At 31.4% G+C, this 26,397-nt stretch carries 25 protein-coding genes; 3 read left to right on the top strand and 22 right to left on the bottom strand.

The features are described from left to right. Positions 1–81: 81 nt before the first annotated feature. Positions 82–1,107, bottom strand: a complete 1,026-nt coding sequence (locus K1X16_RS09415; protein WP_225035900.1) for a glycosyltransferase family 9 protein — start codon at positions 1,105–1,107, stop codon at positions 82–84. Positions 1,108–1,184: 77 nt separating this feature from the next. Then, positions 1,185–1,793, bottom strand: a complete 609-nt coding sequence (locus K1X16_RS09420; protein ID WP_225035901.1) for a DUF4254 domain-containing protein — start codon at positions 1,791–1,793, stop codon at positions 1,185–1,187. A 71-nt stretch (positions 1,794–1,864) separates the two neighbouring features. On the opposite strand from K1X16_RS09420, the gene upp reads away from it, so the two are divergent. Beyond that, positions 1,865–2,524 carry a uracil phosphoribosyltransferase gene (gene upp, locus K1X16_RS09425; protein WP_195870274.1) on the top strand — a complete coding sequence of 220 codons (660 nt, stop codon included), beginning with the start codon at positions 1,865–1,867 and terminating at the stop codon, positions 2,522–2,524. On the opposite strand, the gene K1X16_RS09430 is transcribed toward upp, so the two are convergent. After that, positions 2,513–3,430 carry a DUF6427 family protein gene (locus K1X16_RS09430; protein ID WP_225035902.1) on the bottom strand — a complete coding sequence of 306 codons (918 nt, stop codon included), beginning with the start codon at positions 3,428–3,430 and terminating at the stop codon, positions 2,513–2,515. The genes upp and K1X16_RS09430 overlap by 12 nt on opposite strands. A 68-nt stretch (positions 3,431–3,498) precedes the next feature. Here K1X16_RS09430 and K1X16_RS09435 point away from each other — a divergent pair, with 68 nt between their 5' ends. Beyond that, positions 3,499–3,726, top strand: coding sequence for a DUF6341 family protein (locus tag K1X16_RS09435; protein ID WP_195870276.1), 228 nt, complete (start codon positions 3,499–3,501; stop codon positions 3,724–3,726). A gap of 152 nt (positions 3,727–3,878) precedes the next feature. On the opposite strand, the gene purD is transcribed toward K1X16_RS09435, so the two are convergent. Next, entirely contained in the window at positions 3,879–5,150 is a 1,272-nt protein-coding gene (purD, locus tag K1X16_RS09440; RefSeq protein ID WP_225036128.1) for a phosphoribosylamine--glycine ligase, read from the bottom strand. A 110-nt stretch (positions 5,151–5,260) separates the two neighbouring features. Here purD and K1X16_RS09445 point away from each other — a divergent pair, with 110 nt between their 5' ends. After that, positions 5,261–6,568 carry a phenylacetate--CoA ligase family protein gene (locus K1X16_RS09445; protein ID WP_225035903.1) on the top strand — a complete coding sequence of 436 codons (1,308 nt, stop codon included), beginning with the start codon at positions 5,261–5,263 and terminating at the stop codon, positions 6,566–6,568. Here K1X16_RS09445 and K1X16_RS09450 read toward each other — a convergent pair. From K1X16_RS09450 to pseB, 18 genes are all read right to left on the bottom strand, one after another. Then, complete coding sequence (locus K1X16_RS09450; RefSeq protein WP_225035904.1) at positions 6,558–7,331, bottom strand: glycosyltransferase family 2 protein; 774 nt, start codon at positions 7,329–7,331, stop codon at positions 6,558–6,560. The two genes, K1X16_RS09445 and K1X16_RS09450, sit on opposite strands and share 11 nt — an antisense overlap. A gap of 8 nt (positions 7,332–7,339) precedes the next feature. Beyond that, a complete protein-coding gene (locus tag K1X16_RS09455) occupies positions 7,340–8,695 on the bottom strand; it encodes an exopolysaccharide biosynthesis polyprenyl glycosylphosphotransferase (protein WP_225035905.1) in 1,356 nt (451 codons plus the stop codon). Between the two features lie 188 nt (positions 8,696–8,883). Beyond that, positions 8,884–9,996, bottom strand: coding sequence for a glycosyltransferase (locus K1X16_RS09460; RefSeq protein ID WP_225035906.1), 1,113 nt, complete (start codon positions 9,994–9,996; stop codon positions 8,884–8,886). Continuing rightward, positions 9,974–10,969, bottom strand: a complete 996-nt coding sequence (locus K1X16_RS09465; RefSeq protein ID WP_225035907.1) for a hypothetical protein — start codon at positions 10,967–10,969, stop codon at positions 9,974–9,976. Before K1X16_RS09465 ends, K1X16_RS09460 begins: the two co-directional genes overlap by 23 nt. A gap of 264 nt (positions 10,970–11,233) precedes the next feature. Beyond that, positions 11,234–12,490 carry an oligosaccharide flippase family protein gene (locus K1X16_RS09470; protein WP_225035908.1) on the bottom strand — a complete coding sequence of 419 codons (1,257 nt, stop codon included), beginning with the start codon at positions 12,488–12,490 and terminating at the stop codon, positions 11,234–11,236. Positions 12,491–12,584: 94 nt separating this feature from the next. Then, on the bottom strand, positions 12,585–13,820 hold the full coding sequence (locus K1X16_RS09475; protein WP_225035909.1) for an O-antigen ligase family protein: 1,236 nt from the start codon (positions 13,818–13,820) through the stop codon (positions 12,585–12,587). Then, a complete protein-coding gene (locus K1X16_RS09480; RefSeq protein ID WP_225035910.1) occupies positions 13,813–14,856 on the bottom strand; it encodes a hypothetical protein in 1,044 nt (347 codons plus the stop codon). The genes K1X16_RS09475 and K1X16_RS09480 overlap by 8 nt, the downstream gene beginning before the upstream one ends. Positions 14,857–14,860: 4 nt before the next feature. Then, complete coding sequence (locus K1X16_RS09485) at positions 14,861–15,805, bottom strand: O-antigen ligase family protein (protein ID WP_225035911.1); 945 nt, start codon at positions 15,803–15,805, stop codon at positions 14,861–14,863. A 217-nt stretch (positions 15,806–16,022) separates the two neighbouring features. After that, positions 16,023–16,772 (bottom strand): acyltransferase, encoded by a 750-nt coding sequence (locus tag K1X16_RS09490; RefSeq protein ID WP_225035912.1) that lies wholly within the window; start codon positions 16,770–16,772, stop codon positions 16,023–16,025. A 151-nt stretch (positions 16,773–16,923) separates the two neighbouring features. After that, a complete protein-coding gene (locus K1X16_RS09495; RefSeq protein ID WP_225035913.1) occupies positions 16,924–18,237 on the bottom strand; it encodes a hypothetical protein in 1,314 nt (437 codons plus the stop codon). 53 nt (positions 18,238–18,290) lie between these two features. Further along, a complete protein-coding gene (pseI, locus tag K1X16_RS09500) occupies positions 18,291–19,316 on the bottom strand; it encodes a pseudaminic acid synthase (RefSeq protein ID WP_225035914.1) in 1,026 nt (341 codons plus the stop codon). Next, complete coding sequence (pseG, locus tag K1X16_RS09505; protein WP_225035915.1) at positions 19,303–20,781, bottom strand: UDP-2,4-diacetamido-2,4,6-trideoxy-beta-L-altropyranose hydrolase; 1,479 nt, start codon at positions 20,779–20,781, stop codon at positions 19,303–19,305. Before pseG ends, pseI begins: the two co-directional genes overlap by 14 nt. A gap of 47 nt (positions 20,782–20,828) precedes the next feature. Then, positions 20,829–21,551, bottom strand: coding sequence for a cytidylyltransferase domain-containing protein (locus K1X16_RS09510; protein ID WP_225035916.1), 723 nt, complete (start codon positions 21,549–21,551; stop codon positions 20,829–20,831). Beyond that, positions 21,536–22,294, bottom strand: coding sequence for an SDR family oxidoreductase (locus tag K1X16_RS09515; RefSeq protein WP_225035917.1), 759 nt, complete (start codon positions 22,292–22,294; stop codon positions 21,536–21,538). The genes K1X16_RS09510 and K1X16_RS09515 overlap by 16 nt, the downstream gene beginning before the upstream one ends. Continuing rightward, a complete protein-coding gene (locus tag K1X16_RS09520; RefSeq protein WP_225035918.1) occupies positions 22,291–23,190 on the bottom strand; it encodes a Gfo/Idh/MocA family oxidoreductase in 900 nt (299 codons plus the stop codon). Before K1X16_RS09520 ends, K1X16_RS09515 begins: the two co-directional genes overlap by 4 nt. Continuing rightward, positions 23,178–24,014 (bottom strand): aldo/keto reductase, encoded by an 837-nt coding sequence (locus tag K1X16_RS09525; protein WP_225035919.1) that lies wholly within the window; start codon positions 24,012–24,014, stop codon positions 23,178–23,180. Before K1X16_RS09525 ends, K1X16_RS09520 begins: the two co-directional genes overlap by 13 nt. Next, entirely contained in the window at positions 24,004–25,155 is a 1,152-nt protein-coding gene (gene pseC / locus K1X16_RS09530) for a UDP-4-amino-4,6-dideoxy-N-acetyl-beta-L-altrosamine transaminase (protein ID WP_225035920.1), read from the bottom strand. The genes K1X16_RS09525 and pseC overlap by 11 nt, the downstream gene beginning before the upstream one ends. Beyond that, on the bottom strand, positions 25,155–26,174 hold the full coding sequence (gene pseB, locus K1X16_RS09535; RefSeq protein WP_225035921.1) for a UDP-N-acetylglucosamine 4,6-dehydratase (inverting): 1,020 nt from the start codon (positions 26,172–26,174) through the stop codon (positions 25,155–25,157). The genes pseC and pseB overlap by 1 nt, the downstream gene beginning before the upstream one ends. Positions 26,175–26,397: the final 223 nt, after the last annotated feature.

The raw sequence follows: 26,397 nt of genomic DNA on the forward strand, positions 1-26,397 counted from the left end.
TTAGATCATAGACTTATAGACCTAGTAGGTTTTCAAAACCTAGTAGGTCTTATTTATTTTGAAAAGTTGGGGATTCTACGCTTAGTTCTGAATAACAGACTCTACTTTTTCAATTACACTTTCAACAGAAACACTACTTGCTGCATCTTCATAACCTTCAGGGAATTTATTTCCGTAAATTGAAGTAGGAATTAGTGGAAACTGTTCTCTATTTGCCGTTAACGCAAAGTCATTTGGTTGATTAAAAGGCGCAAATCCAGCAAAAGGGTGCGTCACTCCCCAAATGGTGATTACTTTTTTACCCAACATGGCTGCTATGTGTGCATTGCCAGAGTCCATCGCTAACATAACATCTAAATTGGAAATGAGTACTAATTCATCTTTAAAATTTAGTTTTCCTGCTACGGATTTTACAGTATTGAATTTGCTTTCAACCTGGTTTAATAGTTCTACCTCTTTGCTTCCACCACCAAATAAAATGATATTGTAATTTTTTGAAAGTTCTTCAATAACACGTTCCATTTGTGCTAAAGGATACATCTTACTGTCGTGTGCTGCAAAAGGGGCAATTCCGATGGTTTTGAAGTCCTTTTTTGAAACAAAAACCTTTAGGTTTTCGGTTAATGGTTTTGGTTCTAAAAATACAGGTTGTGATAAATCTACGACATAACCCAAAGCTTCAAAAACGTCTGCATAACGCTGGTGTGTGGTTTTTAACTGTTGAAATGTTTGTCCAGAAGTTAATGCCTTTTTTTCGGCTCTGCCTTTATCTAGTTGCACTACTTTTTTTCCGAAGAAAAAGAGTTTTAGAATTTTACTCCGCAGCACGTTGTGTACATCTGCAACAGCATTAAATTTTAAGGCTTTTAATTCTTTTGATAGTTTATAAAGCCCAAAAACGCCTTTGTGTCTGCCTTTTAAATCGGCTTCATAAACACTTACGTTTACTAAATCTTGAAAAAATGGCTTAAAGAATGCTCTGGTAACTACTGTAACTTTTAACTCTGGATACTGACTAGTTAATGCTCGTAACACAGGTACAGTCATTGCCACGTCTCCCATTGCGGAAAATCTGAGGACTAGTATGTGTTTTGGTTTTGTAGACATAGTTTAGGTATGTCATATTGAGCGCAGTTGAAATATCTATAATTGAGATTCTTCACTTTGTTCAGAATGACAAAAGATTATTTTTGTCCTCTTAAAACAGGATTTAACTCATCGTCATTATACATTTTCATTTGCTTGTAAACTTTCATGTACTTATCACCATTTGAGATATCGTTAAGTAAATCGTCAATGGCAGTACTTAAATCTTCACGTTGCTCTAACAATACATCTAATTTCTTTTGGCAAGAGGCTTTGTGTGCATTACTAGCATCTTCTCTTACTGTTTCTAGATGCATGTGGTAAATTTTTAATGCTAAAATTGAAAGCCTATCTATGGCCCAAGCCGGACTTTCAGAATTAATTTTGGCATCTGGTTTTACGGTTACATCATTGTATTTATCTAAGAAATAACTATCAATGTATTCAACCGTATCTGTTCTATCTTGGTTAGAGGCATCAATCATTCTTTTTAACGTTAAAGCCGCAACAGGATCTATGTTTGGGTCTCTAATAATATCCTCGTAAGCCCATTGAACAGTGTCTATCCAAGATTTTCTGTATAATAAATGTGCGATAAGGTCTTCCTTTTTATCATACTTATTTGTAAAAGGCTGATCTACGGTATTTAAAACTTTATAGGTTTTAATAACCTCTTGAAATATGGCGTTTGCTTTTTGTGAAAACATAATGAATTCGATTTATTGTTTACAAATATAGTTGGAATTATTAACTTTAACGACTGAACAAATTTCATAATATGCAAATTCATAACCTGTCTAAGACACCTTCAATTTTAAATACTTTTATGTCTGAATTAAGAGATAAATCCGTTCAAAAAGACAGTATGCGCTTTCGGCGAAATATTGAACGTATTGGTGAAATTTTGGGTTACGAATTAAGTAAATCACTTCAATTTAAGGCTCAAAATATCGAAACACCTCTTGGAACTTCTGAAACGGTTTTGCATCATAATGATATTGTCTTATGTTCTATTTTAAGAGCTGGTGTTCCGCTTCATAATGGTTTACTAAACTACTTTGATGCCGCAGAAAATGCTTTTATTTCAGCTTATAGACAACACAAACACCATCCAGAAAGTTTTGAAATTGTAGTTGAATATTTAGCGTGTCCAAGTTTGGAAGGCAAAACCTTAATTTTAGCAGATCCCATGCTCGCTACAGGCCAATCTATGGTGGCTACTTACGAAGCATTAAAACCATTTGGCACACCTAAAGACATTCATTTAGTTAGTGTAATTGGTGCACAACAAGGTGTTGAATACGTTGCCGAAGCTTTTGATGCCGATGTAAAACTATGGATTGCTACCATTGATGACTCCTTAAATGAAAAAGGGTATATTATTCCAGGATTAGGTGATGCTGGTGATTTAGCCTTTGGAAACAAATTACAGCAGTAAACCTATTATTGGCGTGATTAATAAGAGTACAATAAAAACTTCTTTAAACCAACGTTCTGAAATCACTTCGATATAATTTGCCATAATTATTGAAAACGGAGCAAATAAGAATAAAAACTCACTTCCATTTTTAACCGGAGCAATAACAGCAATCAAAATAGCAATAACAGAAGCCCAAGCAATTAAAAAATAAGAGGGTTTTAATTTCTTGTTTTTATCTGGAATATTTTTAAAAAAATAGATGAGTGTCCATATAAGTGCTGTAAACAAAATGGTTAGTTTTAGAATACTTTCTTTACTATCATAAGCCGTAAAATCTAAACTAGCATAACGTTTAAAGTTTGAAGGTCTTATATATTCATCGTACACTACAATATTATATGCCACTAATAAAATAGCAACTGTTGCAACGCCAATAAAGGGAATAATAACATTCTTAAAATCGTTTTGAGAATGATATATAAGTGCAACAATCACTAAGGCAAAAAATAAAATTGCCCAGAAATAGAATAATGATGCTAGTACAATCCAAAATCCGGCATCGAATAACTTCTTTTTAATATAAAGATTAGAATGTAAGCTTATTAAACGCCTTAAAGCAAAAACTATAAATAAGTTAGCTAGCAATAAATCTAAATGTGCCATCGCTTCTGGAAACAACCCAAATAGCAGTCCAAAGGTCATTAAGGCATAACTATTTCTTTTTGACAATTTATTTTTTGAGACAATAAAATCGAGCAGAAAAAGCAAAAACATGGTAATTGCCCACTTAAAAAGCGTTGTTAAAACACTGTTTAAGTCCGAAAAAAGCGAGGTATAATTTGTGATTACAAATAGCAGCGAAACATAAACAGCAACAATAATGAAGTTTATAGGTTTAGATTTACTAAAAATTCTTGTAATCATTAACTCTTTTTGTATTTTTGCTGTTCAATCCCAATTCAAAAATAGAATTGGTGTAAATTTATAAAGTTATGACTGATTTCTTTAACGGAATAGCGGATTTATTTGTAAATGTATTACTTGCTCCTTTTGATGCACTTAAAGCATTAGAGTTAGAAAGCTGGTTTTCTGCTAACATTTTCTCATGGGTATTTTTGGTAATTGGTATAGTAGCATTTGTATATTGGATGCTACAGCTTAAAAAATTCAATGATAATAATGAAGAAGATAAAAGTATTTCTTCTCACTCTTATCTTTAAACCTCTAATTTTTTCTTTTACCTAAGAAATTCACATTTTGCACACTAATTTTATCGTTTTTTCGAAACGTAGTTTACTATGTTAAGAAAACTCAAATTCATTAGTGTATAAAAGCCAAACTTCTCGGTTGCAAATAGAAAACCTAAAGAAGTTTATAAATCGAAACCAATATCCTTACGATAATACATCTTATCAAAATGTAGATTTTCTATATTTTGATAAGATTTTTTTATGGCTTCATGGTAGGTATTGCCATACGATGTAATTGCCATAACGCGACCACCAGAAGTTACCACCTTTCCGTCTTTTTCAACGGCTCCTGCATGAAAAACTATAGACTCTGTGACGTTCTCAATACCTGTGATTTCTTTACCTTTTTCGTAAGCTTCAGGATAACCACCAGAAACTAACATTACCGTTGTTGCCGCACGCTCATCAATTTCAATAGCAACCTGACTTAACGTTTGATTTGCCATAGCGTCAAAAATTTCAACAAGATCTGTTTTTAACCGTGGCAATACAACTTCCGTTTCAGGATCTCCCATTCTCACATTATACTCAATCACTTTTGGATCGTCACCAACTTTTATTAAACCAATAAAAATAAAACCAACATAAGGTAAGTTATCTTTCTTTAAACCTTCAACCGTAGGTTTTACAACTTGGTTTTCAATTTTATCTAAGAATTCTTGTGTTGCAAATGGTACTGGTGACACTGCTCCCATACCACCTGTATTTAACCCTGTATCTCCTTCTCCTATGCGTTTGTAATCTTTTGCAGTAGGTAGAATTTTATAATCTTTTCCGTCAGTTAGTACAAAACAGCTCAATTCAATGCCATCTAAAAATTCTTCAATCACCACTTTAGTGCTTGCATCTCCGAATTTAGCATCTACAAGCATACTTTTTAGTTCGTCTTTAGCTTCTTGTAAATCATTTAAGATTAAAACCCCTTTTCCTGCCGCTAAACCGTCTGCTTTTAAAACGTAAGGAGGTTTTAAGGTCTCAAGAAATTTGTAACCGTCTTCAACATTAGCTTTTGTAAAACTTTCGTAAGCTGCTGTTGGAATGTTATGACGCATCATAAATTCTTTAGCAAATTCCTTACTGCCCTCAAGTTCTGCAGCAGCTTGTTGTGGTCCAATAACAGCAACATGTTTTAGCGCTTCATCTTCTAAAAAGAAATCGTGAATACCTTGTACCAATGGATCTTCGGGACCTACAACGACCAAATCGATGTTATGTTCTAATACAGCAGATTTTATCGCTTTAAAATCTGTAACACCAATATTTAGGTTTGTAGCAATAGCTGCTGTTCCTGAGTTTCCTGGCGCAACAAAAAGTGCCTTACAACGATTACTTTGAGATAATTTCCATGCGAATGTATGTTCTCTTCCGCCAGAGCCAAGTACTAAAATATTCATAATCTTGATTTGTTTCGTCAAAAATAATTGGTTTTAAGTTTAAAAAACAATTATTTTACCAAAGAACTGAACAATATGATAAGTTCATAATTTTAAATGCTAAAAACAACTTGCGAATATTCGATTTATCTTTAAAACTAAATGGCTTTAACATCGATAAGGCAAGGGCTGCTTTAGCTGACATTCAGGCTAAAACTGATGCTGAATTTGAAACCTATATCAATGCGCAAAAAAAACGCATTATTTCTTATCATTTAGAGCACAATTCGTTTTATAAAGCATTAGGGAAAACCGTTGATGTTAACGATTGGAATTCGGTTCCTATTATTACAAAAAAACACTTACAACAACCTTTAGAGCAACGACTAAGTGATGGTTTTACTCCAAGGAATGTCTATATAAATAAAACATCAGGCAGTTCTGGCGATCCATTTATTTTTGCCAAAGACAAATGGTGTCATGCACTCACTTGGGCGGAAATTATGAATCGTTTTGGGTGGTATGGTATTGATTTTAATAGTTCTAAACAAGCCCGATTTTACGGTATTCCGCTCGATAAAAAAGGTTATTACAAGGAGCGGTTGAAGGACTATTTTGGTAACCGATTTCGATTTTCTGTATTTGATTTGAGTGATGCTGCTTTTGATGAAACCATCGCTAAATTTAAAACCGACACATTTGAATTTATCAACGGTTATACGAGTCCGATAGTACAATTCGCTAAGTATTTGAAGCAAAAAGACCTCCTTTTAAAAACAATTTGTCCGTCGCTTAAGGTATGCATTGTCACTTCCGAAATGCTCTTTGATGACGATAAGGCTTTAATGGAAAAACAATTTGGTGTGCCTGTAGTTAACGAATATGGAGCTTCAGAACTCGATTTAATTGCGTTTCAAAATCAAAAAGACGAATGGCAAGTTAATAGCGAAACGCTTTTTGTTGAAATTTTGGACGATAATGGTTCCGTTTTGCCTTACGGAGAAGAAGGGCGTATTGTTATCACCTCATTATATAACAAAGCTCATCCTTTTATTCGCTATGATATTGGTGATGTTGGTATTTTATCTGAAGCTAGCACTAGTAGAAAACCGATTCTAAAACAACTCATTGGCAGAACAAACGATATTGTGCAACTACCAAGCGGAAAAAAAGCTGCAGGACTTACGTTTTACTACATTACCAAAAGCGTGATTGAGAATGATGGTAAGGTTTCAGAGTTTGTAATTGAGCAACTGGCTTTAGATCATTTTAAAATAAAATTTGTGAGTAGAGATGAGCTCTCATCTAAAAAGGAAACTCTCATTACCTCAGAAATAGAACGCTACTTAGAATCTGGAATTAGGGTTAGCTTTGAGCGTTTAGACCAACTAAAACGAACAAAATCAGGAAAACTAAAACAATTTGTTTCTAAGTTATAGGCTTAATTAATCGTTTTTTCACAAACAAGTGTTCAATGAAAAATTGAATCAGATAAGCTAAGGATTTTAGAAACGAAAACCCCAATCCAATTCTGTATACATTAAAATTGTGTTTTATTAGATTCGTTTTATTTGATGAGAGTGACCCTTCTGTAATTCTGTAGTACGCTATTGTATTTGATATTCCTACGGCTGGTTTGTCACTTCGTTTTAAAGCCTCTAACCACAGCAGCCAATCTTGTCGTTTTTTTAAGTCTTTCGTATATATTTTACCTAATGTTTCGCAATTATAAATTCCTGTTAGGTTTCCTATATAATTTGCTTTAAGTAGCTTTTTATACGTAAGTGCTTTTAAAGCATGGACTTTTTTATTTAGTGGATTCCCATGAGAATCGACCCATTCATAACTTCCGAAACAAACATCTGTAGTATTACTTTTAAGTTGCGCTATTTGTAATTGAAGTTTATTGCTTTCCCAAAGGTCATCTGCATCTAAAAAAGCAATGTAATTCCCTGCTGCCATTTTAGTCCCTAAATTCCTGGCTTCTGCTGCACCTTTATTTTCTTTGTGAGTAAACAACTTAATTCTTGAATCGCGCTCTGTAAATGGCTTTAAAACAGCATTGGTTTCGTCCGAAGAGCCATCGTCAATTAGAAGTAGCTCCCAATTAGAATAGGTTTGACTAATAACACTATTTACTGTATTACATATAACATTGGCATTGTTAAACATTGGTGTTATAATAGAAACTAGTGGATGCATGTTTAAAACTAATACGCTTTATCGTCGCCTTTAATGGCGTTAATAAAAGTTTGTATTATAATTTTCATATCGAGAAGAATTGACCAGTTTTCGATATAAAAAATATCATATTTAACTCTTCCTATAATATCTTTATCTGTTTCTACTTCTCCTCTAAAACCGCTTGTTTGAGCCAAACCTGTGATTCCTGGTTTTACAAAGTGTCTTACCATAAACTTGTCAATTTTTTTAGCATACATAGTTGTATGACTTACCATGTGGGGTCTAGGACCAACGACAGACATATCACCAAAAAGTACGTTAAAAAATTGAGGTAATTCATCTATACTTGTTTTTCTAATAAATTTACCCACTTTGGTTACGCGTTGGTCACCCCTTGTAGCTTGGTATAAATGAGCATCTTTGTTGGGCATCATGGATCTAAACTTGTAGCAATCAAATTCTTTGTAATTAAAACCGTTACGTGATTGCTTAAAAAACACTGGGCCTTTAGATTCTAACTTTATTAAAAGACCTATTATGGGTGTTAACCATGATAAAACGAAAATAATAACGAAGCTAGAAAACAAAATATCAAACCCGCGTTTTATAAAGGTGTTTACGGAATCTTCTAGAGGAATATTTCTTAAGGTAAGAATTGGAATATAGTCATAGTACTCGTAACGCAGCTTTTTAGCATATATCTCTTTACTATCTGGAATAAATTTTAAAATCTTAAGATTATTGTCTGCGAAATCCACAACCTCTGCAATTTGCGAATTAGTCAGCTCAGAAATTGAACAGTAAATTTCATCGATACCTTTGTCTATAACATATTGAAAACACTCGTCTAGGGTAAGTGTTTTATTTTTAAGATTGAAAGTCTTTTTATGCGCGTAGCCGTATTCAGGGTTCTTGTTAAAAAAATTCTCTAATGCTAAAGTTTTTTTATTCATACCCAAAACGACTGTTCTTCTAAAGTTTCCACCAAAAGACGTTCTATATTTCTGCAATAAATAGTAAATCGTAAACTTTAAAATTGTGATAAGAAAAAAACACAATAAAGCATATTTAACAATAGGTCTTGGATAAATATTTAATTCATGATACAAACCTGAAAACGCAAAAACTAATAACAGAAATAAAATGAACTGCTTAACAATTAGGGATAAAATGTTAATTGGTCTGGTAAACCTATAAACCTCATAAAATTGTGAATAAACAGACAACAAGATCCAACTTATTGAGGCTATAATAGAAAACATAATAGGGTCTTGGTTTTTAAATAAATAAAAAACCGCCACACTATTAATGATTGTTAAATCAATAATATATGAAATAGGTCTTAAGTACCCTGAATATCTTCCTTGTTTAAATAAACTCAATGTTCTTGATTATAAATAGATTAGGGCTCGTTTAAAAACTACAAACTAAAATTAACACTAATAACAATTAAATTTAAAACAAAAATACGGTATTGGCAAAGCTGTGGAAGTAATAATGAAAAAATAACTATTGGATTAAAAGCAATAAAACATCTAAAAACTATCCCTAGAATATAGTAGAAATCTATCTATTCTTGAGCTTTAAAACGCTTGTATTCTTGCATTACAAAATCATGTATTTCTTTTTCAAATCGTTGTTTTGAAAATCGCATAGCATTCTGTCTCACTATTATGGGATCAAAATTTAGTTTTTCAAAAACTGTAACAGAATTAATAATAGATTCTTCGGTTTGATGGTTAAACAGCAATCCGGTTTCTTTATGTTTCACAGTTTCTCTTGAGCCTCCTTTATTAAACGCTATTACGGGAGTACCACAAGCCTGAGCTTCAACAGGTATAATTCCAAAATCTTCTTCAGCTGCAAACACAAAGGCTTTTGCCTTAGACATGTAGCCTTTTAAGGCTTCAATTTCTAAAAAACCAACAAGTTTTATATTAGATTTAGCGATAGATTTAATTTTTTTATATTCAGGACCATCACCAGCTACAATTAACTTTTTATTAGGCATATTGTTAAACGCCCTAACAATAAGTTCTATTTTTTTATAAGGTACCATCCTAGATGCCGTAAAATAATACTCATCTTTTTGCTCAACCAATTCAAAATTATCCACATCTACAGGCGGATATATCACAGTAGAATCTCGATTGTATATTTTTTTTATTCGACCTTTAATATAGTTTGAGTTAGCAATAAAGACATCAACTCGGTTAGAGTTAATAACATCCCACATTCTTATTTTATGTAAAATACGTCTCGCATACATACTTGATAATAACCCAAAATTAGACTCTTCTAAGTACTGATGATATAAATCCCAAGCATAACGCATAGGTGAATGACAGTAACAGATGTGTAATTGATTTTGGTTGGTCATTACTCCTTTTGCAATAGATGCCGAAGAACTTAAAACTAGGTCGTACTCGTTTAAATCAAACTGCTCTATTGCATAAGGAAAAAGCTGTAAAAACTTGCGATGGTTAGACTTTGCCGTTGGGAGCTTTTGTATAAAGCTAGTATTAACTTCAGCACCATTTAAGATATATTCTCTATCTGTATCGTTTAAAAAGTCTACTAAAGCATAATGCTCAAAGTCGTTCCAAACGGTATTAAAAGAGTGTAATACTTTTTCAGCACCTCCATTAACATAGTACCAATCATGTATTAGTGCTTTTTTCATTCGTTTTTTTTAAATAATAATGAGCAACTGCAAAAAAAACAAATCCTACAATTGGATATATTCCTGCACCTCTCATATAGTTTAATATAGGCAAAAATACATTAATTATTGTAAGGTAAATAAGTAAAGGCGAATGAATAATACTAGAAAACGACTTATCATAAATAGCTCTTTGAAACACTCCAAAAAGGAAAAAGAAAACTATTGTAAACCATCTAAAATCGAGATAAACACCTCCAAAAGCAGTTAAGTATACAAATTCGCGAGGCGATGGATTAATAACTTTAAAATCTTTAGTTAAGCCCAATTTATTAAGGATTTTTACAAAAGGGTAAAACGTATATGCTCCCTTTGCTACTTCTAAATCCGAATTATTAATGATATGATTAAATTCAAAAAAACCATGGGTTATATATTGACCAGACTGCAATACGATAAGTGCATAGTTTTTTTGTGTTGATGAAACTGTAGAATCTTTAAAAAATCTCACAACCTGTTTCTTCGGTTTAAGCAGATCGTTATATCTACCATTAATAATTTCAATTTGCACGTTTTCTGAACCTTTCCTACTCGCTTCTCTGTTAAGCAAAAGCGAAACGGAAATGGTTAAAAGAGCCACTATTGAAACTAATAAAACCCCGATACTTTTTAAGTTTATTTTCGGTTTTTTATAATAATAAATTGATATAAGTAGTATTAAGAACACTTCAAAAAAAGGCTTTCTACTCCCCAAAACTATAGCTTCAACAAATGGTAATACTAAAAGTATTGTTGCACAAATTGTAGATAAGCTGAGACGGTATTTACATTTTAATGCGATTATAAAAGGGAAGAAGTAAAGTGACTTAAAGATAGACGCTAAAACAAAAACAATACCACTATTATCGTTATTTAACTCGCTTTGGTTTCTATTTTCGATAGTAGTTCTAAAAATAGAAACCTCTCTTAAAACGAATAAATCTATCCATCGCAAAACAAAACAAAACACCAAAAAAATAGTGAGAAACTTAAAGAAGCAACTATAATTGATTTGTAAACTCTTATTGCTTCTTTTGAATTTAAATAACAAAAAACCTAGCACTAGGGCCATATAACAACTTACAATAAAGAGTACAGTTTTTGGCTTTACAGTTTCTGTAACGTCAACTGGCAAAACTAAAAAATTGATAATCCACAATAGAATCCCAAAAACTATGCTGCCCCAAAAAAGTCTATATAATTTTATAACCTCCAATATTTAAAAGTATAAAAAATAATAACAGCTTTGTAGTATGAAGATAATAGTCAGCGATATTGCAGATTTTTTAAAATATATCTTCTTCTTCGATAAGGTATAATACTGAATCATACTTGCTAAATAAATCGTTGTAAAATGAACGTAAATTAGTTGCGGAAACGAGAAAACATCTTTGAAAAGAAACAATATTAAACTTATACAACTAATTAATATCAAAAAAAAGATATTATTAATCTTTGCGGAATTCTCTCTATCAATAATATTAGAATTTAAGGCACTGGCAATCCACATAATCATCTGTGCAGATAATAAAAAGTAAATACTTTTATAAGTTTCGAAAGTATCATTAAAGAAGTTAGAGAACTCAGAAACTACAAATGGTGACACAAAATAAATTACTATGGATAAAGCTGCAATAATAAAAAAGAACTTATAAAAATACTGATCTAAAATCAATGGTGAAAACGTGTATATTTTCTTAAAAAATGCAATATTGATTATCTGATGAATCATAACTACAATTGCTGCCAATCTAAAATAAAAAGCATAAATACCAACCTCATCAAAACCAAAAAAGAATTCCACTAAAATTCTTCCAGAAGTTGTAATTAAGAAGATTAGGAATGTTGAAATTAGTAGGTGAACACTAAACTTTAAGATTGTTTTGTAATGGCTTGTAATGTTTTGTTTTTCACTTTTAACATAGCGTAAAACTCCTATGACAGCATAAAATAACGCATAAACTAAAACAATGCGATTTATCGCAGTAATACTCGGTTCAAAGAGCCCTGTTTCATACCCTATAAAAAATAGAAAGAGGATTATATAAATTCCAGAATCTAGAATAACTGCATAACTAGATTTCTCATGAGATTTTAATTGAGTAGAGTAAAAAATCTGATTGGCTATAATATAAGAAATGTTAAACGCCAAATAAAAATTTACATCTAGTGATAAGAACAAAAAGGCGAGTTGATTAATTATGAATGGCAGTAATAAAACAATAGGATGAAGACTAAAACCCGTTTTAAGATTGTCCTTTTTCTCTCGAATAATAAAATAAGGATAAGCACCTGGAACCCCTAAATTAATTAACGTGTTAACAATAACTCCAAGACCTGCTAGTGCATATTCTAAAATACCATAATCTGATGTGCTAAGCACATCGGCCAATAGCAAAGGTGTAAAATAAACTAATGCCTTAGCGACAGTAAACACAAAACCAAAAGCAGCATGTTTTTTTAAGGCATTAATCATCTTTATTCTTCACTTTAACGCATTGAATAGTATCCATCATTATACCTGATTATTTTTATTTCCTATTAATTATAATTGCACCAATAAAAGTTATTTATACGGACTTATTTTCAATTTCATATTTTAAAAATAACGGTATAATAAATGCAAATATAACAACACCATGTTGTCTATCTAAATAAGATTCAAATAAGCATGCAACAGCAAAAGATAAAACAATATATATGTAATACTGATTATTGAAATTTGATTGTCTAATTAAAGAAAACATTAATAACAAAAACACAGTCCCGCTCAAAATTCCTGTTTTTAAAAACTCAGACAAATACTGATTGTGGTTATTGAACTCATGACATATTCCTTGCTTAAAGTTTATTGCGTCGTAATTGTTATTTAGTACATCTTGATAATCTCCTGTACCTACACCAAAAGGGAAATTATCAACAACTTCGTTAATGGTGATGTAATTAATTAGTAACCTATGCTCTAAAGTGTTTTTTGTATGAGTAACACTATTTTTAGTGATAATAGTCTCTATATTAAAGTCAGTTGTTTTTACAAGTACATCTACTCGCTTTTGTATACCAGGCATGTTGTAAGCACTAATAACTAAAATAATTCCAACAACTATTATGGTTACTTTCTTCCAGATACTATTAAACAGCGTATTTCTTTGAAAAGCAAAAAGGACGCTAAGTATAAATAATATAAATACGGATGTTTTATTACCTAACAGAAACAAAAAGAAAACAAAGAATGCTAATAAAATTATATTTAAAGTTATGTTTTTTTTATTTCTAATAGCGTTAACAGTAGTTATAATCGGAATTAAGAGAATAAATACAACATAAAATTGGCTAATACCTAAGCGATCTGTGATAATAAAGAGAACAAACGTTTCTAAACTATTTTCATCCATAAATACATGTTGCGCAATATAAAAAAGAAAGACTGTAAGAATCCAGTATCTAAAACCATCCAACAGAACATTCATTTTTTTAAGGCATAATTCCTCAGATAAGAGAATTAGAGGTAAAATTAAAATAGGCAATTGAGTTATTATCCTTTTCATTCCAAACTCTCGGTTATCGGTATAAAGCATACCAACAATTTGTAAAATAAAAAAAAGAAAATATAACGTTATTATCCTTGATTGCTTAGCCTTTTGCAGCTTGGCTTTAATGTTTGTAATTGAGTCTAAAAAGAAAAATGCGCATAATACACCAACACCAATTGAATTAATAGCAAAAGACACCATATAGCTACACAAAACGATAGCTATTAAAAGTATATAAATTGAAGGTCTATATTTTTGATATGCCTCAATCAATAGTAATAATTTTTTTAACTAAAATATTGGTCAGCACATTATCTAAAACTAAGGTATCCTTATATTTAACATCTAAGGTTAGGGTGTCTATAAAAGTTGGTCTGCCAATATTGCCTTCATCGAGCTTTAATGGGTAATAATTACGTGATAATTTGGTATTTATATCCACATTATCAAACTGGCAGTCGTTGCACCTGTTTATCCAAAGTCCTGAAAACTCTAACTCTTCCCCAGGGTCTGAATCTTGCATACCTGTCATACCTTCTGTTGTTCCCTGTGCGTATTTTTCAATTTTAATTTTTTTAAAAATATGATTAGAGCCTGTAATATATGCGCCGTGTCTATCTGAAGATTTAATATATACTTCATCTATAGAAACATGAGTTGGATTGTTTCTTAAACCATCTATTGCAAGTGCGGCATGGTTATTTTTATATATTTCACTACCTGATGCTAAATCATGGACTTCTAAATACTTTATTGAAAGCGTGTCAGTGCCTTTATAAATGTGACAACCTCTAGATTTTTGTTTTGCTAAATTTTTATATTCATTCGTTTTTATAATTACGCTATCAATTTTTATATTATGAGAATTATAAGTTCCTAATCGGTCATAAAGAACAAGTGTACCCCTTAATGTAATATTGTGTGAGGGTTGGCCTTTTTCATTAGTAATATGTAAAAGGTTAAACTCAGCTTTATCGAATTTAAAATCAATGTTTTGTTTAGAGTCCATGATTAAATTAGTCTGATAATACCCTTTACTAAAAAAAATAGTTCCATCATAATCTTGTGCAAAATCTATAAGCGTATGCATTCTAGACATATTGGTGTTGGGATGCTTATAATTATTGAACGTTGAATCTGGGAAAACCCCATAACGTCTACTATCTCCTACTTCGTAATCAGGATATAGCACATAAATACTATCATTAAAAGTTTTATTATCATCTGTTTTACTTGGTTTGCGCAAGTCTTTACAAGAAGCTCCTATAGCAAGTAAAATAAAAATAATGCAGAAAAATATTTTATTCATAATTTTAAGTTTTTTTAATATCAATAAATAAGGAATAGATTATTATCCAATATAAAAGACTTGCAGAAACACCTAAATTAAAGGTTTGCACCATCATAGCCAAAAATAATACGCCAACATAGAGCCAGTGACCTGTTTTATGCTTTAAACTTAAAAGCGAGACTATTAATAAAGGAAAAATATAAAACAAAAGACCTAAAATACCATTATCTAATAATAGCATTAACCAACCATTCTCTGCGCTATTTCCAGTTACCTCTCTAAAATAGCCGCTATTTCCAAGCAGTATGTTAAAGATATTATAGTCTCCAAAAATATTAATTGCCTCTTCCCAATAATAAAGTCTAGCTGTGTTACTATTATCCTCAAAACTAAAACTATTTGATATTCTTTCTATAGATTTTTCATCTATTAGATACACTGCTGCACTTATTATAAGTACTAAAGACAAGAAAAATAACCTAATGAACTTTTTACTTTTTATAATACTCACTAAATCATACTTAGATACAAAATATAGAATAAACATTACTCCAGTAATAACCATACCTAATCTTCCGTTGGCTAAAATTGTTAACAAAACAGCAACAACCAAAATTTTTAAATTAGATCGAAACAAGAAAGCTAGGCCAATTGCAAATTGAGATAAAGCAAGTGGTCCTTCAAACAACCCTTTTGCTCTAAATATTTGTGAATGTCCACCATAAAATTTAGGGTCTAAAGGCAAAATACCCCATTCTGTTGGTCTAAAAACTACAAAAAGATAGGACTTGGTAATAAATTCATATATGGCTAAAATGAGAAGTATATACGCTACATACTTAATCGCTTTAAGAAAAAAGTCATAACCCGAACTGATAACTATTATAAAAGTTACTATAGTGAAATATACATTTATTCCATTTAAATTGTGCCAAAACCCTAAGGATAGAAGGGCTAATGGAATCATTATTAGTGTGTATATAAAAAACTGATTATCAATTTGAAGCTTAGGCTTTAATACAATTTTTATTAAAAAAAACAGTAGTGCTATAAAAAGAAAAATAGTCCTTAGTCCAGTGTAATTAAATAAGCCTTCAACCAAAAAACCCAAATAAAAACTAATACACAAACTAATAATGGTAAGCCTACCAAATAAGATTGACGATTGAGATATAATAGTATTATTATTCAACTTTTATGTTTTTTGAATATACTTCCTCTACCAAGTTATCATCTTTTATTTGTTCAAGGCTATTCTTAACCTCTTCAAAGGTTTTGTTAATATGTCTTAAGCCTTGACTTACATACATTCCTGACTGGTCTAGGTCTTTAGAGATTACAGAACCACCGCCAATATGTATTGCGTTATTAATGGAAACTCCGGGGTTAAAGATACAGCCCGAACCAATGTAGACATTATCACCTATTTTAATTTCCCCATCAATACGTACACGCCCTTTTCCTTTTTCGGCATGATAATACCCATGCGTCCACATTTGGGATCGTATACCTGCTAATATTGAAAAATCTCCTAAAGTTATTGATCTCGTTAAGTCCAAATGGTGTCCTGTAGTAATTTTAGTTAATTCTCCTAAAGTTAAATGACTTTTACCATAAGTAATACCGTGGCTTGCTCTTGTCATATAATTTTTATTTCCAAGTGCCGCTTTTTCTTTTAGCACCAAAGTAAATGGTCCTTTTAAAATGTTGAAATAACCAATAATTGTATTATCAGATAAGATTATTTTTTTATTTAAAAATAGATTGAAGTGACCAATTTTCACATCATTACCTACTTCAATTTGGTTAACTAATATAATACTAAAGCCTATTTTTGCTCCCTTACCTAATTTATGTCCTAATAACCTTAAAACAAAACTCAAAATAAAGCTAGGTAATATAAAGCAAGATATACCGGTTAAGATTTTTTTCAAAACTAAAGTTGTTTATAATTTAAGTTAACAAATTTCTTTTAAATGAGCATAATTACCTAACTTTTAGAGGAAAGTATTCGTTTTTAATTATTATACCATGTTTATGAAATTCTTCAAGGGTGTGTATATGTAAAGCAATCTAATCTTATTTTTATATACTGTCATCTATGACAGATTCAAATGCTTTTTTAATATTTCCTATATTTTCTTCAGAAACACAGTTTGGATTATTATGAGGGTCAGTTATAACTCCCTTAAAACTGAGTTTGTTGAGCATATTTAAAAAATCAATCTTTTCATCATCACTAATCGTTGGAAACGACTTGGCTTCTATTAACTTAAAATGCGTTTTTAACTCTTCAAAATCATCTGCAAACAAACAGTTTTTAGCTTTGTTGTTAATCGTTTCTACTAAAGTTACAACTGGTTTATTCGTTAAAATGCATTCTATAGCAATGGTGCCTGTAATAGTTGTTACTAAATCGATATCATCAAAAATTTGATTCATTGTAACATCATGCTTTATAGCCTTAATATTATCATAATTTTGAATATAGTTGATTAACGTATCTGAAAGCTCGTACTTTGATTTTGGATTAGGCTTCACATACAAAACCTGATCTTTTAATAATGATTGATGAATATTCTTAATCGTATTAAATTGATCTCTGTATGGTCTTCCCCAAACATCAATATTAGATTCGGGCTGCATGTGCATTGGAAATAGTATAGCCGTTTTAGAGCTATCAATAGTATCTGTTGCAAATGTGTACCACCTTTTTATACTTTCCTCTTTTTGTCGTTCTAATTTCCATTTTACCATCGGAGATGGAGTATTAAAACGCTCACCTGAGTAATACGATTTTATTATTTTTAATTTATCCTTTAAAATACGCTCTTTAGTAAGCGTTGACTTTTTCATATAGTCTGGCTTAATGGATCTATCATTAATCGAAGTGATTATTTCCATTGCAGATACTTTATCCAACACCTCATTACTCCCTCTAAAAGGTTCGAGAGATTCATAATTATAAAATGAAAACCGACCTGTAGGATATCTACAAGTTGTAGGGTTTAAATATTGAATGTTGAATTCTTTGCACAATTCTATAGTCAACAGCTCATGAAAAGCCGTTGCTTCACCAAAAACAAAATCTGGTTTAACACTTAATAAGCAATCAGCAATCTGATTGGCATAATAGTAGAAATAATTTGAATCCTGTTTTTTAAAAAAGTTTATTTGTCTATCGGATTCAATTATCTTATCGTAATCAATTTTATAATTTGGTTTTACAGCTTTCAGTTCGCTTTTAGAAGGATATGGTACTACACAACTATGGCCGTTTTCAGGCTTAAATGAATGGTTTTGAACTATCCAATATATATCATGTTTTAGAGATAAAGCTTGAGCAACTGCTTCTAGTAAATGTGTTTTATATCTATTCTCAATTAATAGTAATTTCATTCCTATATGCGGTGGTTTTAATAATTAAATGGTACAGATAAAATCTGTTATTCCTATTTATAATTTTCTATCATTTCAGGTGCTAAGGGTTCACCTTGGTTTACATTACTTGTAAACTTCTTTCCTAGGATTTTATTGTAGTGTTTTGGGTGCATTCCGTTACTTGGTCTAATGGATCTAATATTCTCTTTTGTAATTACATCTCCTAATTTAACGTCTTTTACTACAAATAGCGACCTTGAAAACATTCTACTTTTTAATTTTTTATCCGTCATCTCATAATCTACACCTCCTATCATTTTTTCAGCCACTCTTACGGCATCTACCATGTGTTTAAATTCTTTCTCATCCAAAGAGAAATGAGCATCAGGACCACCAATGTCTTTATTTAAAATAAAATGTTTTTCGATTACTGTTGCACCAAGCGCTACTGCTACTACTGGTCCTTCAATTCCTTTTGTGTGATCTGAAAGCCCTGATTTAACACCAAAACGTTTCGCGATATCTGGAATCGTTAAAAGGTTAGCATCCTCTGGAGCAGCTGGATATGCTGACGTACATTTTAAAATAGTTATGTCAGAATTGCCTTCATTAATACAAGTTTCAATAGCTAATTCAATATCCTCTATTGTCGCAATTCCAGTAGATATAATGATAGGTTTTTGCTTAGAGGCTATATATTTTATTAATGGAATATCAGTGATTTCAAAGGATGCAATTTTATAAATTGGATTTCCCAAATCTTCAAGTAAATCTACTGCAGTAAAATCAAAAGGTGAAGAAAAGCAGATTAAACCCACTTCCTTAGCTAGATCAAATAAAGGCTTATGCCAATCCCAAGGTAAAGAAGCCTCCTTATATAAATCATATAAATATTGACCATCCCAAGCGGTACCGTGATCTATTTTAAAATACGGTGTTTTTGCATCTAATGTAATAGTGTCTGCTGTATAAGTTTGTAGCTTAATAGCATCAGCACCTGCCCGTTTTGCCGCTCTAACTGTTTCTTTTGCTATTTCTAAATCGCCTCCATGATTTGCAGATAACTCTGCTATTATAAAACAATTATTGGTTTTCATTTTTATTTTCTAATCTGTAAATGTAACTATTACTTCCGTCTATAACTTCTTCATTATAGTATTTATATCCTGCACGTTCAAATGACTTTATAGATGCAGGATTATCTTTCTTAATATAAGCAAAAATAGGAAGCTTATGATTAGAAAAATATAATTTAGCAGCATTTATTAAAAATGCTGATGCCATTTTCTGGCCTCTAAACTTCTTATCTACTAATATTCCTATTGTTGTCTTTTCTTCACCAATTTCAAATCGAACCACACCTGCTGATTCCCCATTTATTAAGACTATTAAAAACAACGTATTCTTATCCTTTATTTTTTTTAAAAACCATTCTTTATGGTCTTCCAATAAAATTGGATTTGAGTTAAATGAATTTTTTCGAACTAAATTGTCATTAGACCAATTAAAGACAGTAATTAAATCCTTTTCACATGCCTTTTTAAAAGACATATTTAATTGATTAATAAGACCTAAAAGACGTGCTTTACTTTTACCATCAATAACGGAATTTTGATTATTTAAATAAGATACGTAAGATTTCTCTGAAATTATAGCACTTATTTTGTTTTTAAAATCTTCACTTTTATAATCTCTAAAATCACCACCATCAAATATAATTTTCTTTTCTACAAACTCTTTATAGATGTTTTTTTGATTTTCAATATAGTAACCACTTAAAATAGGCATTTTTATACAGCATAACTCATATAAAATAGTGCTTGCCGGAACAATGCCAATATTACTGCTTCTCATAACCTCAGCAATCTCCTTAGAAGAAATATTTTTATAAATCTTAATTTTTGTAGTTGTATTCGCTAGAGAAAACACCTCTTTATCTGAATATGCACCTCCAAGTACTACATTAATTTTTTCTATTTGATGTAAATCTAATAAAGCTCTTACAGCCATTTCAGTTAAGTGGAATGGGTCTGCACCACCAAAACATACAAAAGCAGTATCTACATGATCTATTGCCCTATTCTTGCTCGCAAAATCTAAAAACTCAGGTCTTAATAAAGCATAATCGGTACCTAACGCGAATTGTGTGTATATTTCTTTTTTATAATCGTTTTCTTTGAATGCTGCTGAATGGTTAATTACAACATCTGCATACATGTGTTCTGTTGCCAAATCATCTATATAGATCAGTTTATAGCCTTTCGTTTTTAGGCCTTTTTGATAAGATGATTCAAATTGATAACCATCAATTATAATTATATAGTCGTTACTTACGAAGTTTTGTGATATCCAATCAGGTTCATTTTTAATAGCAACCGACTTAGGTATAATGGTTCTATTATAATTATTTGGAATTATTTCTTGAAGAGTAGATTCTTGTATTAAAAATTGGAAATCAACAGTATCTTGAACCATTTCAGCCAAACTTAGTAACCTATATAAATGTCCTAATCCAATAATAGAATTACCATCAGCTCTAAAAATAATTTTCCTTTTAGACATCTTATTTGTTTGAATGTATTACAAAATATATTTGGGTAAAATATGAATTATTTACAGGAACTTCTTCTTTGGTCAATAAAGAATTTTGCCATTTCCAAATCCTCATAATCATCAATATCAATGGCATTAACCCAGTTCATTGGGAAAAATTTATAGTCGTCTCCATAAAACGATTGACTTTCTAAAAGAGACATGGTTTTAGCAATCCAAATAGCACCTGTAGGACAATATAAATCTTCTAAATCCTGAGACCTTTTCATTCTTTGGTCATCACTAAACAAAGGCTTAGCTAAGTTATCTTTATCCATAGTATGTGCCCACCATGGGTTCATCCATCCATATTTAAAAGAACTAATTTGAAATTCTGTATTTGTATCAATAAAATTTTCAATCGCGTCATCTATTTGCTCGGTGCCTCTCAAAGGACAATTGGCCATTAACTGAACAACAATTTTAGGTGTTTTTATTCCTGACGTCTTCATTTGATGAAGGGTTGATATCGTCGCTAAACTAATCGGTGAATGATCGTCTGCATTTTCTGTTCTCAAAAAAGGAACATCAGCACCATAAGCTTTTGATACAACAGCTATTTCCTCATTATCAGTGCTGACTACGACCTTACTAATATATTTAGAATTAAGTGCTGCTTCAATCGTCCAAGCAATCATTGGTTTTCCTCCAATTGGAATAATATTTTTATGAGGGATTCGCTTTGAACCTCCTCTTGCCGGTATTATCGCAGTAATATTATATTTTACCAAATTGTCCATCCTCCATCTATTATTAAATTCTGCCCAGTCATATTTGAAGACCCCTCAGAAACCAAAAAATCAACTGGTGCAACGACATCTATTTCCTCTAACATTTTACGCAAAGGGTTTAAGCTACTATATCTTTCCAAAAACTCCTTATTAGTTCTTCCTTTAATACCTCCAAAACTCACACAATTGACTCTTATTTCTGGACCTAACCTTACCGCTAATTCTTTAACTAAGTGAATTTGAGCTGCTTTAGAAACCCCATAGTTTATTGGTGATGATTTATGTAAATCATCATAAAGAGTAGGTGTAGGTGCTACAACACCATAAATTGAAGAAATAAAAATGATGTTTTTTAATTCTCCTTTTTGTTGATTTATAATCTCTAAATTTAAATGATATGGAAAAATAACATCTAAATAAAATTCTCCTGAAAAATTCTCCGTACTGACCGTGTTGTCTTCTTCAATTTTCAAATAATCTAAGCATCTGGCATTATGCACTATATTTTCTAAAAAGACATCGTTTTCCTGTAAGTTCTTTGTTATAATTTCGATAGCATTATCATGCGTAAAATCGACTTCAATAATCAACAAATTAGACATTTTACTTTCATCTAACTTCTGAGAAAAATTGTCTTTAAATTTTTTAGAATTTCTCGTAGTTGTTACAACCTTGAAATTTTTATTTAAAAAATGTTTCACTAATTGAAAACCAACTTTTCCACTTCCTCCTGTAATTAATATAGATTTCATTTTCTGCCTTTATCTATGATTTCAATAATCTCTAATGTTTCGGACTGGTCTATAAACAAATCTTCATTTCTGTTTATGATGGTCGTAAACAAATTTAAAGCGTTTTTAAAGCATGAGAAAGAATCTACAAAGACTTTATTTACACTCGTATTATTTTTTCCATGGTAAGTAAAACTTATAGGGCTTTTATAACTTCCTGTTGTTTTAATATAAGCTGCTGTGTTTTCCCATTCAATTAAACTGTGATGAAAACCATTCTTTTTTATCGATTTAACATCTAATAATTTGCCTCTCAAGGGAAGCTGAGATACTATTGGTTCTATGACATGAATAGCATACGTATCCCATTTTTTAGGAACTGATGCCTCTACATGTATAATAGATCCTAATGCTTCTCTTTCTTCACTGGTTAATATTAATTCATTGGCAAATCGCAATGCAGAACAGGTAAATATCTGTTTTGGATATTTTTCAATCTCATAAATCCGTAAGGCATCACCTATTGAAATTGCAAATGGTTTATCTATATAAATCGGCAAACCTGCTTCTATAAATGGTTTTGCCATTTTATAGTGGTTTTCTCCATCATCAGTGGCTAATAAAATAGCATCTACTTCACAAATCATATCTTCAGGTGATGATACAATATGCGCAATATTAGACGCTAATGCTATTTCTTTTGATAGATCAAAATCCTGCGTATAAATATGTGTTACACAACCTTGCTCTGTTAAAAAATCTTCAGGAAAACTTCTTTTGTTTAAGTATTCAGGAATTCCTGGAAAAGGGCAATTTGCCATAGCCTCTTTATTAAAGCCATTAAAAATTGCACTCCATGAGTAAGGATGACCATTGCCTTCGCTCATACCAATAACTCCAAATCTTATTTTTCCCATAACGATGGATTTAATATTTTCTCTTCTATAATACTGTTTAATTTAGGTAAGCTTTTAGCCTTTTCAATAGTGTTTAAATTTTGAATCAATTGATTATTAGTTTCCACACCTATGATAACCTTGTCAATAAACTCCTTTTTTAAGGAATATACTAAAAGTGAACTAGCAAGATATTCATTATTTTCTTGCAGACTCTTAATCAAAGGCTTAACTTCTTTAAAAAAAGGATTTAAATGATCTGGATTTAAAAAAAATAATCCTTGTAGAAATGTGGATCTAGTGTGTATTTCACAACCGCTTTCTTTAAGCGCAATCATTGAGTTCTCAAATCTGTTGTCAAAATAATTATAAGGCACTTGAATAAGGTCTGGCATAAACCCTTTACTTAGCAATAAATCGATTTCTTCTGGTGCATTTAAAGAGAATCCGATTTTTTTTATTTTATTTTCATTTTTAAGTTTCAGTAGCTCTTCCCATTGCTCTGGATTACTTAATAACTGCATTGGTCTATGGGCTAAAAAACCATACAAACGATCTGTTTGTAATTTATCTAAACTTTTTTGTAGTAGTGAATTTATATTGGCAGATTCATTAGGAGGCATAAATTTAGAAACGACTTTGAATCTGGCCATATCAAAATGTCCAATCACGTTTTCCGCTTCTCCATAAGCCGCTGCAGTATCTATGACCTTGAGCCCTAATCGATATGCTGAATCTAGAATATCTCCTACCTCAACATCACTAGTTTGACCATTAAAATTTGAAATTCCGTAATTAGTTCCAAATTGAACAGTTCCTAGCCCTATTTTAGTTTTAAAATCCACAAAAATGATTCACCTTTTCAATAACAAATGCCTGTTCCTCATCCGTTAAACTAGGATACATAGGCAAACTAATACATTTTGAATAGTAGTTTTCAGAATGACTCAAATCTGCGTCACCATAACCTATTGCTTTATAATAAGGCAACGTATGAACGGGTATATAATGTATCTGAGCAAAGATGTTGTGCGTTCTTAAATAATCATATAAACCTTTTCTATCTTCTACCTCAACAACAAATAAATGATGCGCATTATAAGTTCCATTCGGTAAAATTTGATATTTAATTTTATCCTTAAAAGCAGCTTTATACGTATCTGCTATGTCATTCCTTCGAACAACTCCATCGTCATTTTTTGCTAATTGTGTAATACCTAGAGCCGATTGAATATCGGTTAATCTATAATTATAACCTAACCCTTGCATTTCGTAATACCAACCACCATGATTTTCACTCATATTATCCTTGGTAATACCGTGAGTTCTTAGCTTAGAAAGTGAATCGTATAATTCTTTAGAGTTAGTGGTTACCATACCACCTTCCCCACAAGCGATATGTTTAACGGGGTGAAACGAAAAAACACCAATATCAGCAAAACGTCCATTACCACACATTTGTTTTTCGCCTTTAGAGTCCGTAAAATAGCCTCCTGGCGCGTGGCAAGCATCTTCAATAATCCACAAATCATGTTTATTAGCTAATGCACTAAAACCTTCAAGATTAACTGGTAGTCCCGCAAAATCCACAGGTATTATACCTTTAAAAAAACCTTTTGGTTTACTCTCTATCAATTGCTTAGTACTTTCTAAAGATAAAGTGTAAGTATTTGGGTCAATATCAGCAAACCACACTTCACCATCGCAATATTTAACACAGTTTGCTGAGGCAGCGAATGTAATTGGAGTTGTTATAACACGTTCTCCTGGTTTTAAACCTAAAGCCATAACCGCAATATGCAACCCTGCCGTAGCATTAGATACAGCAACAGCATATTTAGCGCCTACATAGTTTGCAAAGTTGCTTTCAAATTCTGCAACTTTGGGGCCTTGAGTTAAAAAATCTGCCGTTAATGTCTTAACAACTGCATCAATATCTTCTTGATCAATATGCTGCCTTCCGTATGGTATAGTTTGATTGCTCATTATACTTCAAATGTTGAATCTACATGCACCTTTATAAGATGTCTTAAGCTTTCTACTGTTTCCCACTCTTCGTTATCACCAGAATTATAACTAAAGCCTTGTTTTACTTTTTTAGCATCAAATGCCTTTACAAAATCTTCTGTTTTCCATTTATGCATGGCTGGTAAAATGGTGTAATATTTCCCTAAATCATAAGTATAAAAAGAATCAGATGGAGTTATCATTTCCTCGTGCACTTTCTCACCTGGTCTAATACCAACAACTGGCTTCTCACAGTTTGGACCAATAGCTTCTGCCACATCGGTGATTTTATACGATGGTATTTTTGGAACGAATAACTCTCCTCCCCAAGCATGTTCTAATGCATGCATCACCATATCTACACCACCTTGAAGTGATATATTAAACCTGGTCATGTTAGGATCTGTAATTGGTAAGCAGTTTTCTGTGTTTTTTTTATTGATAAAAAATGGAATTACAGAACCATTAGATCCCATAACATTCCCATATCTCACCACTGAAAACTTAATAGGTTTATCCCCTTTTATATTGTTAGCAGCAATAAATAATTTATCTGAAGTTAATTTAGTTGCTCCATATAAATTAATGGGCGCACAAGCTTTATCTGTAGATAATGCCACAACGCGCTCTACATTTGTTCTAAGACATGCGTCTACGACATTTTCTGCTCCGTTGATATTTGTTTTTATACATTCGTCAGGGTTGTATTCTGCAATATGAACGTGTTTCATTGCTGCAGCATGAATAACATAATCAATATTTTGAAATGCTCTAACTAAGCGTTCCTTATCTCGAACATCCCCTATAAAAAATCGAATTTGTGGATAACGATCTGGCGGATATTCTTGAGCCATTTGAAACTGCTTTTGCTCATCCCTAGAAAATATAACCAGTTTTTTTATATCTGGATAGGTCTTAAAAATGTGCTTTGTGAGTGCCTTACCTAATGATCCTGTACCTCCTGTAATTAATATTGATTTATCTTTTAACTTGAACATAAATACCTCTTGTTTAGTTAACAAAAATACTATTATTAATGATTTCAGCAATATATTGTGAGACTAAACCGACAAGTATTAATCTTTTTAATTCTTAGTGAAAAGTCTACAATTACAATAAGCTGTTATTACATTAATAATTTCACTATAAAACCTGTAAGCTGAGATTCTCACTGATATAGTTATAGATCCTTTTTAAGAGGATTAAAATAAAGCGGCAGTA

Origin of the sequence: Winogradskyella sp. SM1960, assembly GCF_020179375.1 — a bacterium.
Taxonomy (GTDB): domain Bacteria; phylum Bacteroidota; class Bacteroidia; order Flavobacteriales; family Flavobacteriaceae; genus Winogradskyella; species Winogradskyella marina.

Coding starts and splice junctions, on each gene's coding strand:
- K1X16_RS09435 (WP_195870276.1), top strand. CDS start 3,499: ATGACTGATTTCTTTAACGGAATAGCGGATTTATTTGTAAATGTATTA.
- K1X16_RS09420 (WP_225035901.1), bottom strand. CDS start 1,793: ATGTTTTCACAAAAAGCAAACGCCATATTTCAAGAGGTTATTAAAACC.
- K1X16_RS09460 (WP_225035906.1), bottom strand. CDS start 9,996: ATGAAAAAAGCACTAATACATGATTGGTACTATGTTAATGGAGGTGCT.
- K1X16_RS09450 (WP_225035904.1), bottom strand. CDS start 7,331: ATGCATCCACTAGTTTCTATTATAACACCAATGTTTAACAATGCCAAT.
- K1X16_RS09495 (WP_225035913.1), bottom strand. CDS start 18,237: ATGAAATTACTATTAATTGAGAATAGATATAAAACACATTTACTAGAA.
- pseG (WP_225035915.1), bottom strand. CDS start 20,781: ATGTCTAAAAGGAAAATTATTTTTAGAGCTGATGGTAATTCTATTATT.
- K1X16_RS09470 (WP_225035908.1), bottom strand. CDS start 12,490: ATGATTAATGCCTTAAAAAAACATGCTGCTTTTGGTTTTGTGTTTACT.
- pseC (WP_225035920.1), bottom strand. CDS start 25,155: ATGAGCAATCAAACTATACCATACGGAAGGCAGCATATTGATCAAGAA.
- upp (WP_195870274.1), top strand. CDS start 1,865: ATGCAAATTCATAACCTGTCTAAGACACCTTCAATTTTAAATACTTTT.
- K1X16_RS09480 (WP_225035910.1), bottom strand. CDS start 14,856: ATGAATAAAATATTTTTCTGCATTATTTTTATTTTACTTGCTATAGGA.
- K1X16_RS09415 (WP_225035900.1), bottom strand. CDS start 1,107: ATGTCTACAAAACCAAAACACATACTAGTCCTCAGATTTTCCGCAATG.
- K1X16_RS09485 (WP_225035911.1), bottom strand. CDS start 15,805: ATGATTCCATTAGCCCTTCTATCCTTAGGGTTTTGGCACAATTTAAAT.
- pseI (WP_225035914.1), bottom strand. CDS start 19,316: ATGAAAACCAATAATTGTTTTATAATAGCAGAGTTATCTGCAAATCAT.
- K1X16_RS09510 (WP_225035916.1), bottom strand. CDS start 21,551: ATGGACAATTTGGTAAAATATAATATTACTGCGATAATACCGGCAAGA.
- K1X16_RS09515 (WP_225035917.1), bottom strand. CDS start 22,294: ATGAAATCTATATTAATTACAGGAGGAAGTGGAAAAGTTGGTTTTCAA.
- purD (WP_225036128.1), bottom strand. CDS start 5,150: ATGAATATTTTAGTACTTGGCTCTGGCGGAAGAGAACATACATTCGCA.
- K1X16_RS09430 (WP_225035902.1), bottom strand. CDS start 3,430: ATGATTACAAGAATTTTTAGTAAATCTAAACCTATAAACTTCATTATT.
- K1X16_RS09520 (WP_225035918.1), bottom strand. CDS start 23,190: ATGGGAAAAATAAGATTTGGAGTTATTGGTATGAGCGAAGGCAATGGT.
- pseB (WP_225035921.1), bottom strand. CDS start 26,174: ATGTTCAAGTTAAAAGATAAATCAATATTAATTACAGGAGGTACAGGA.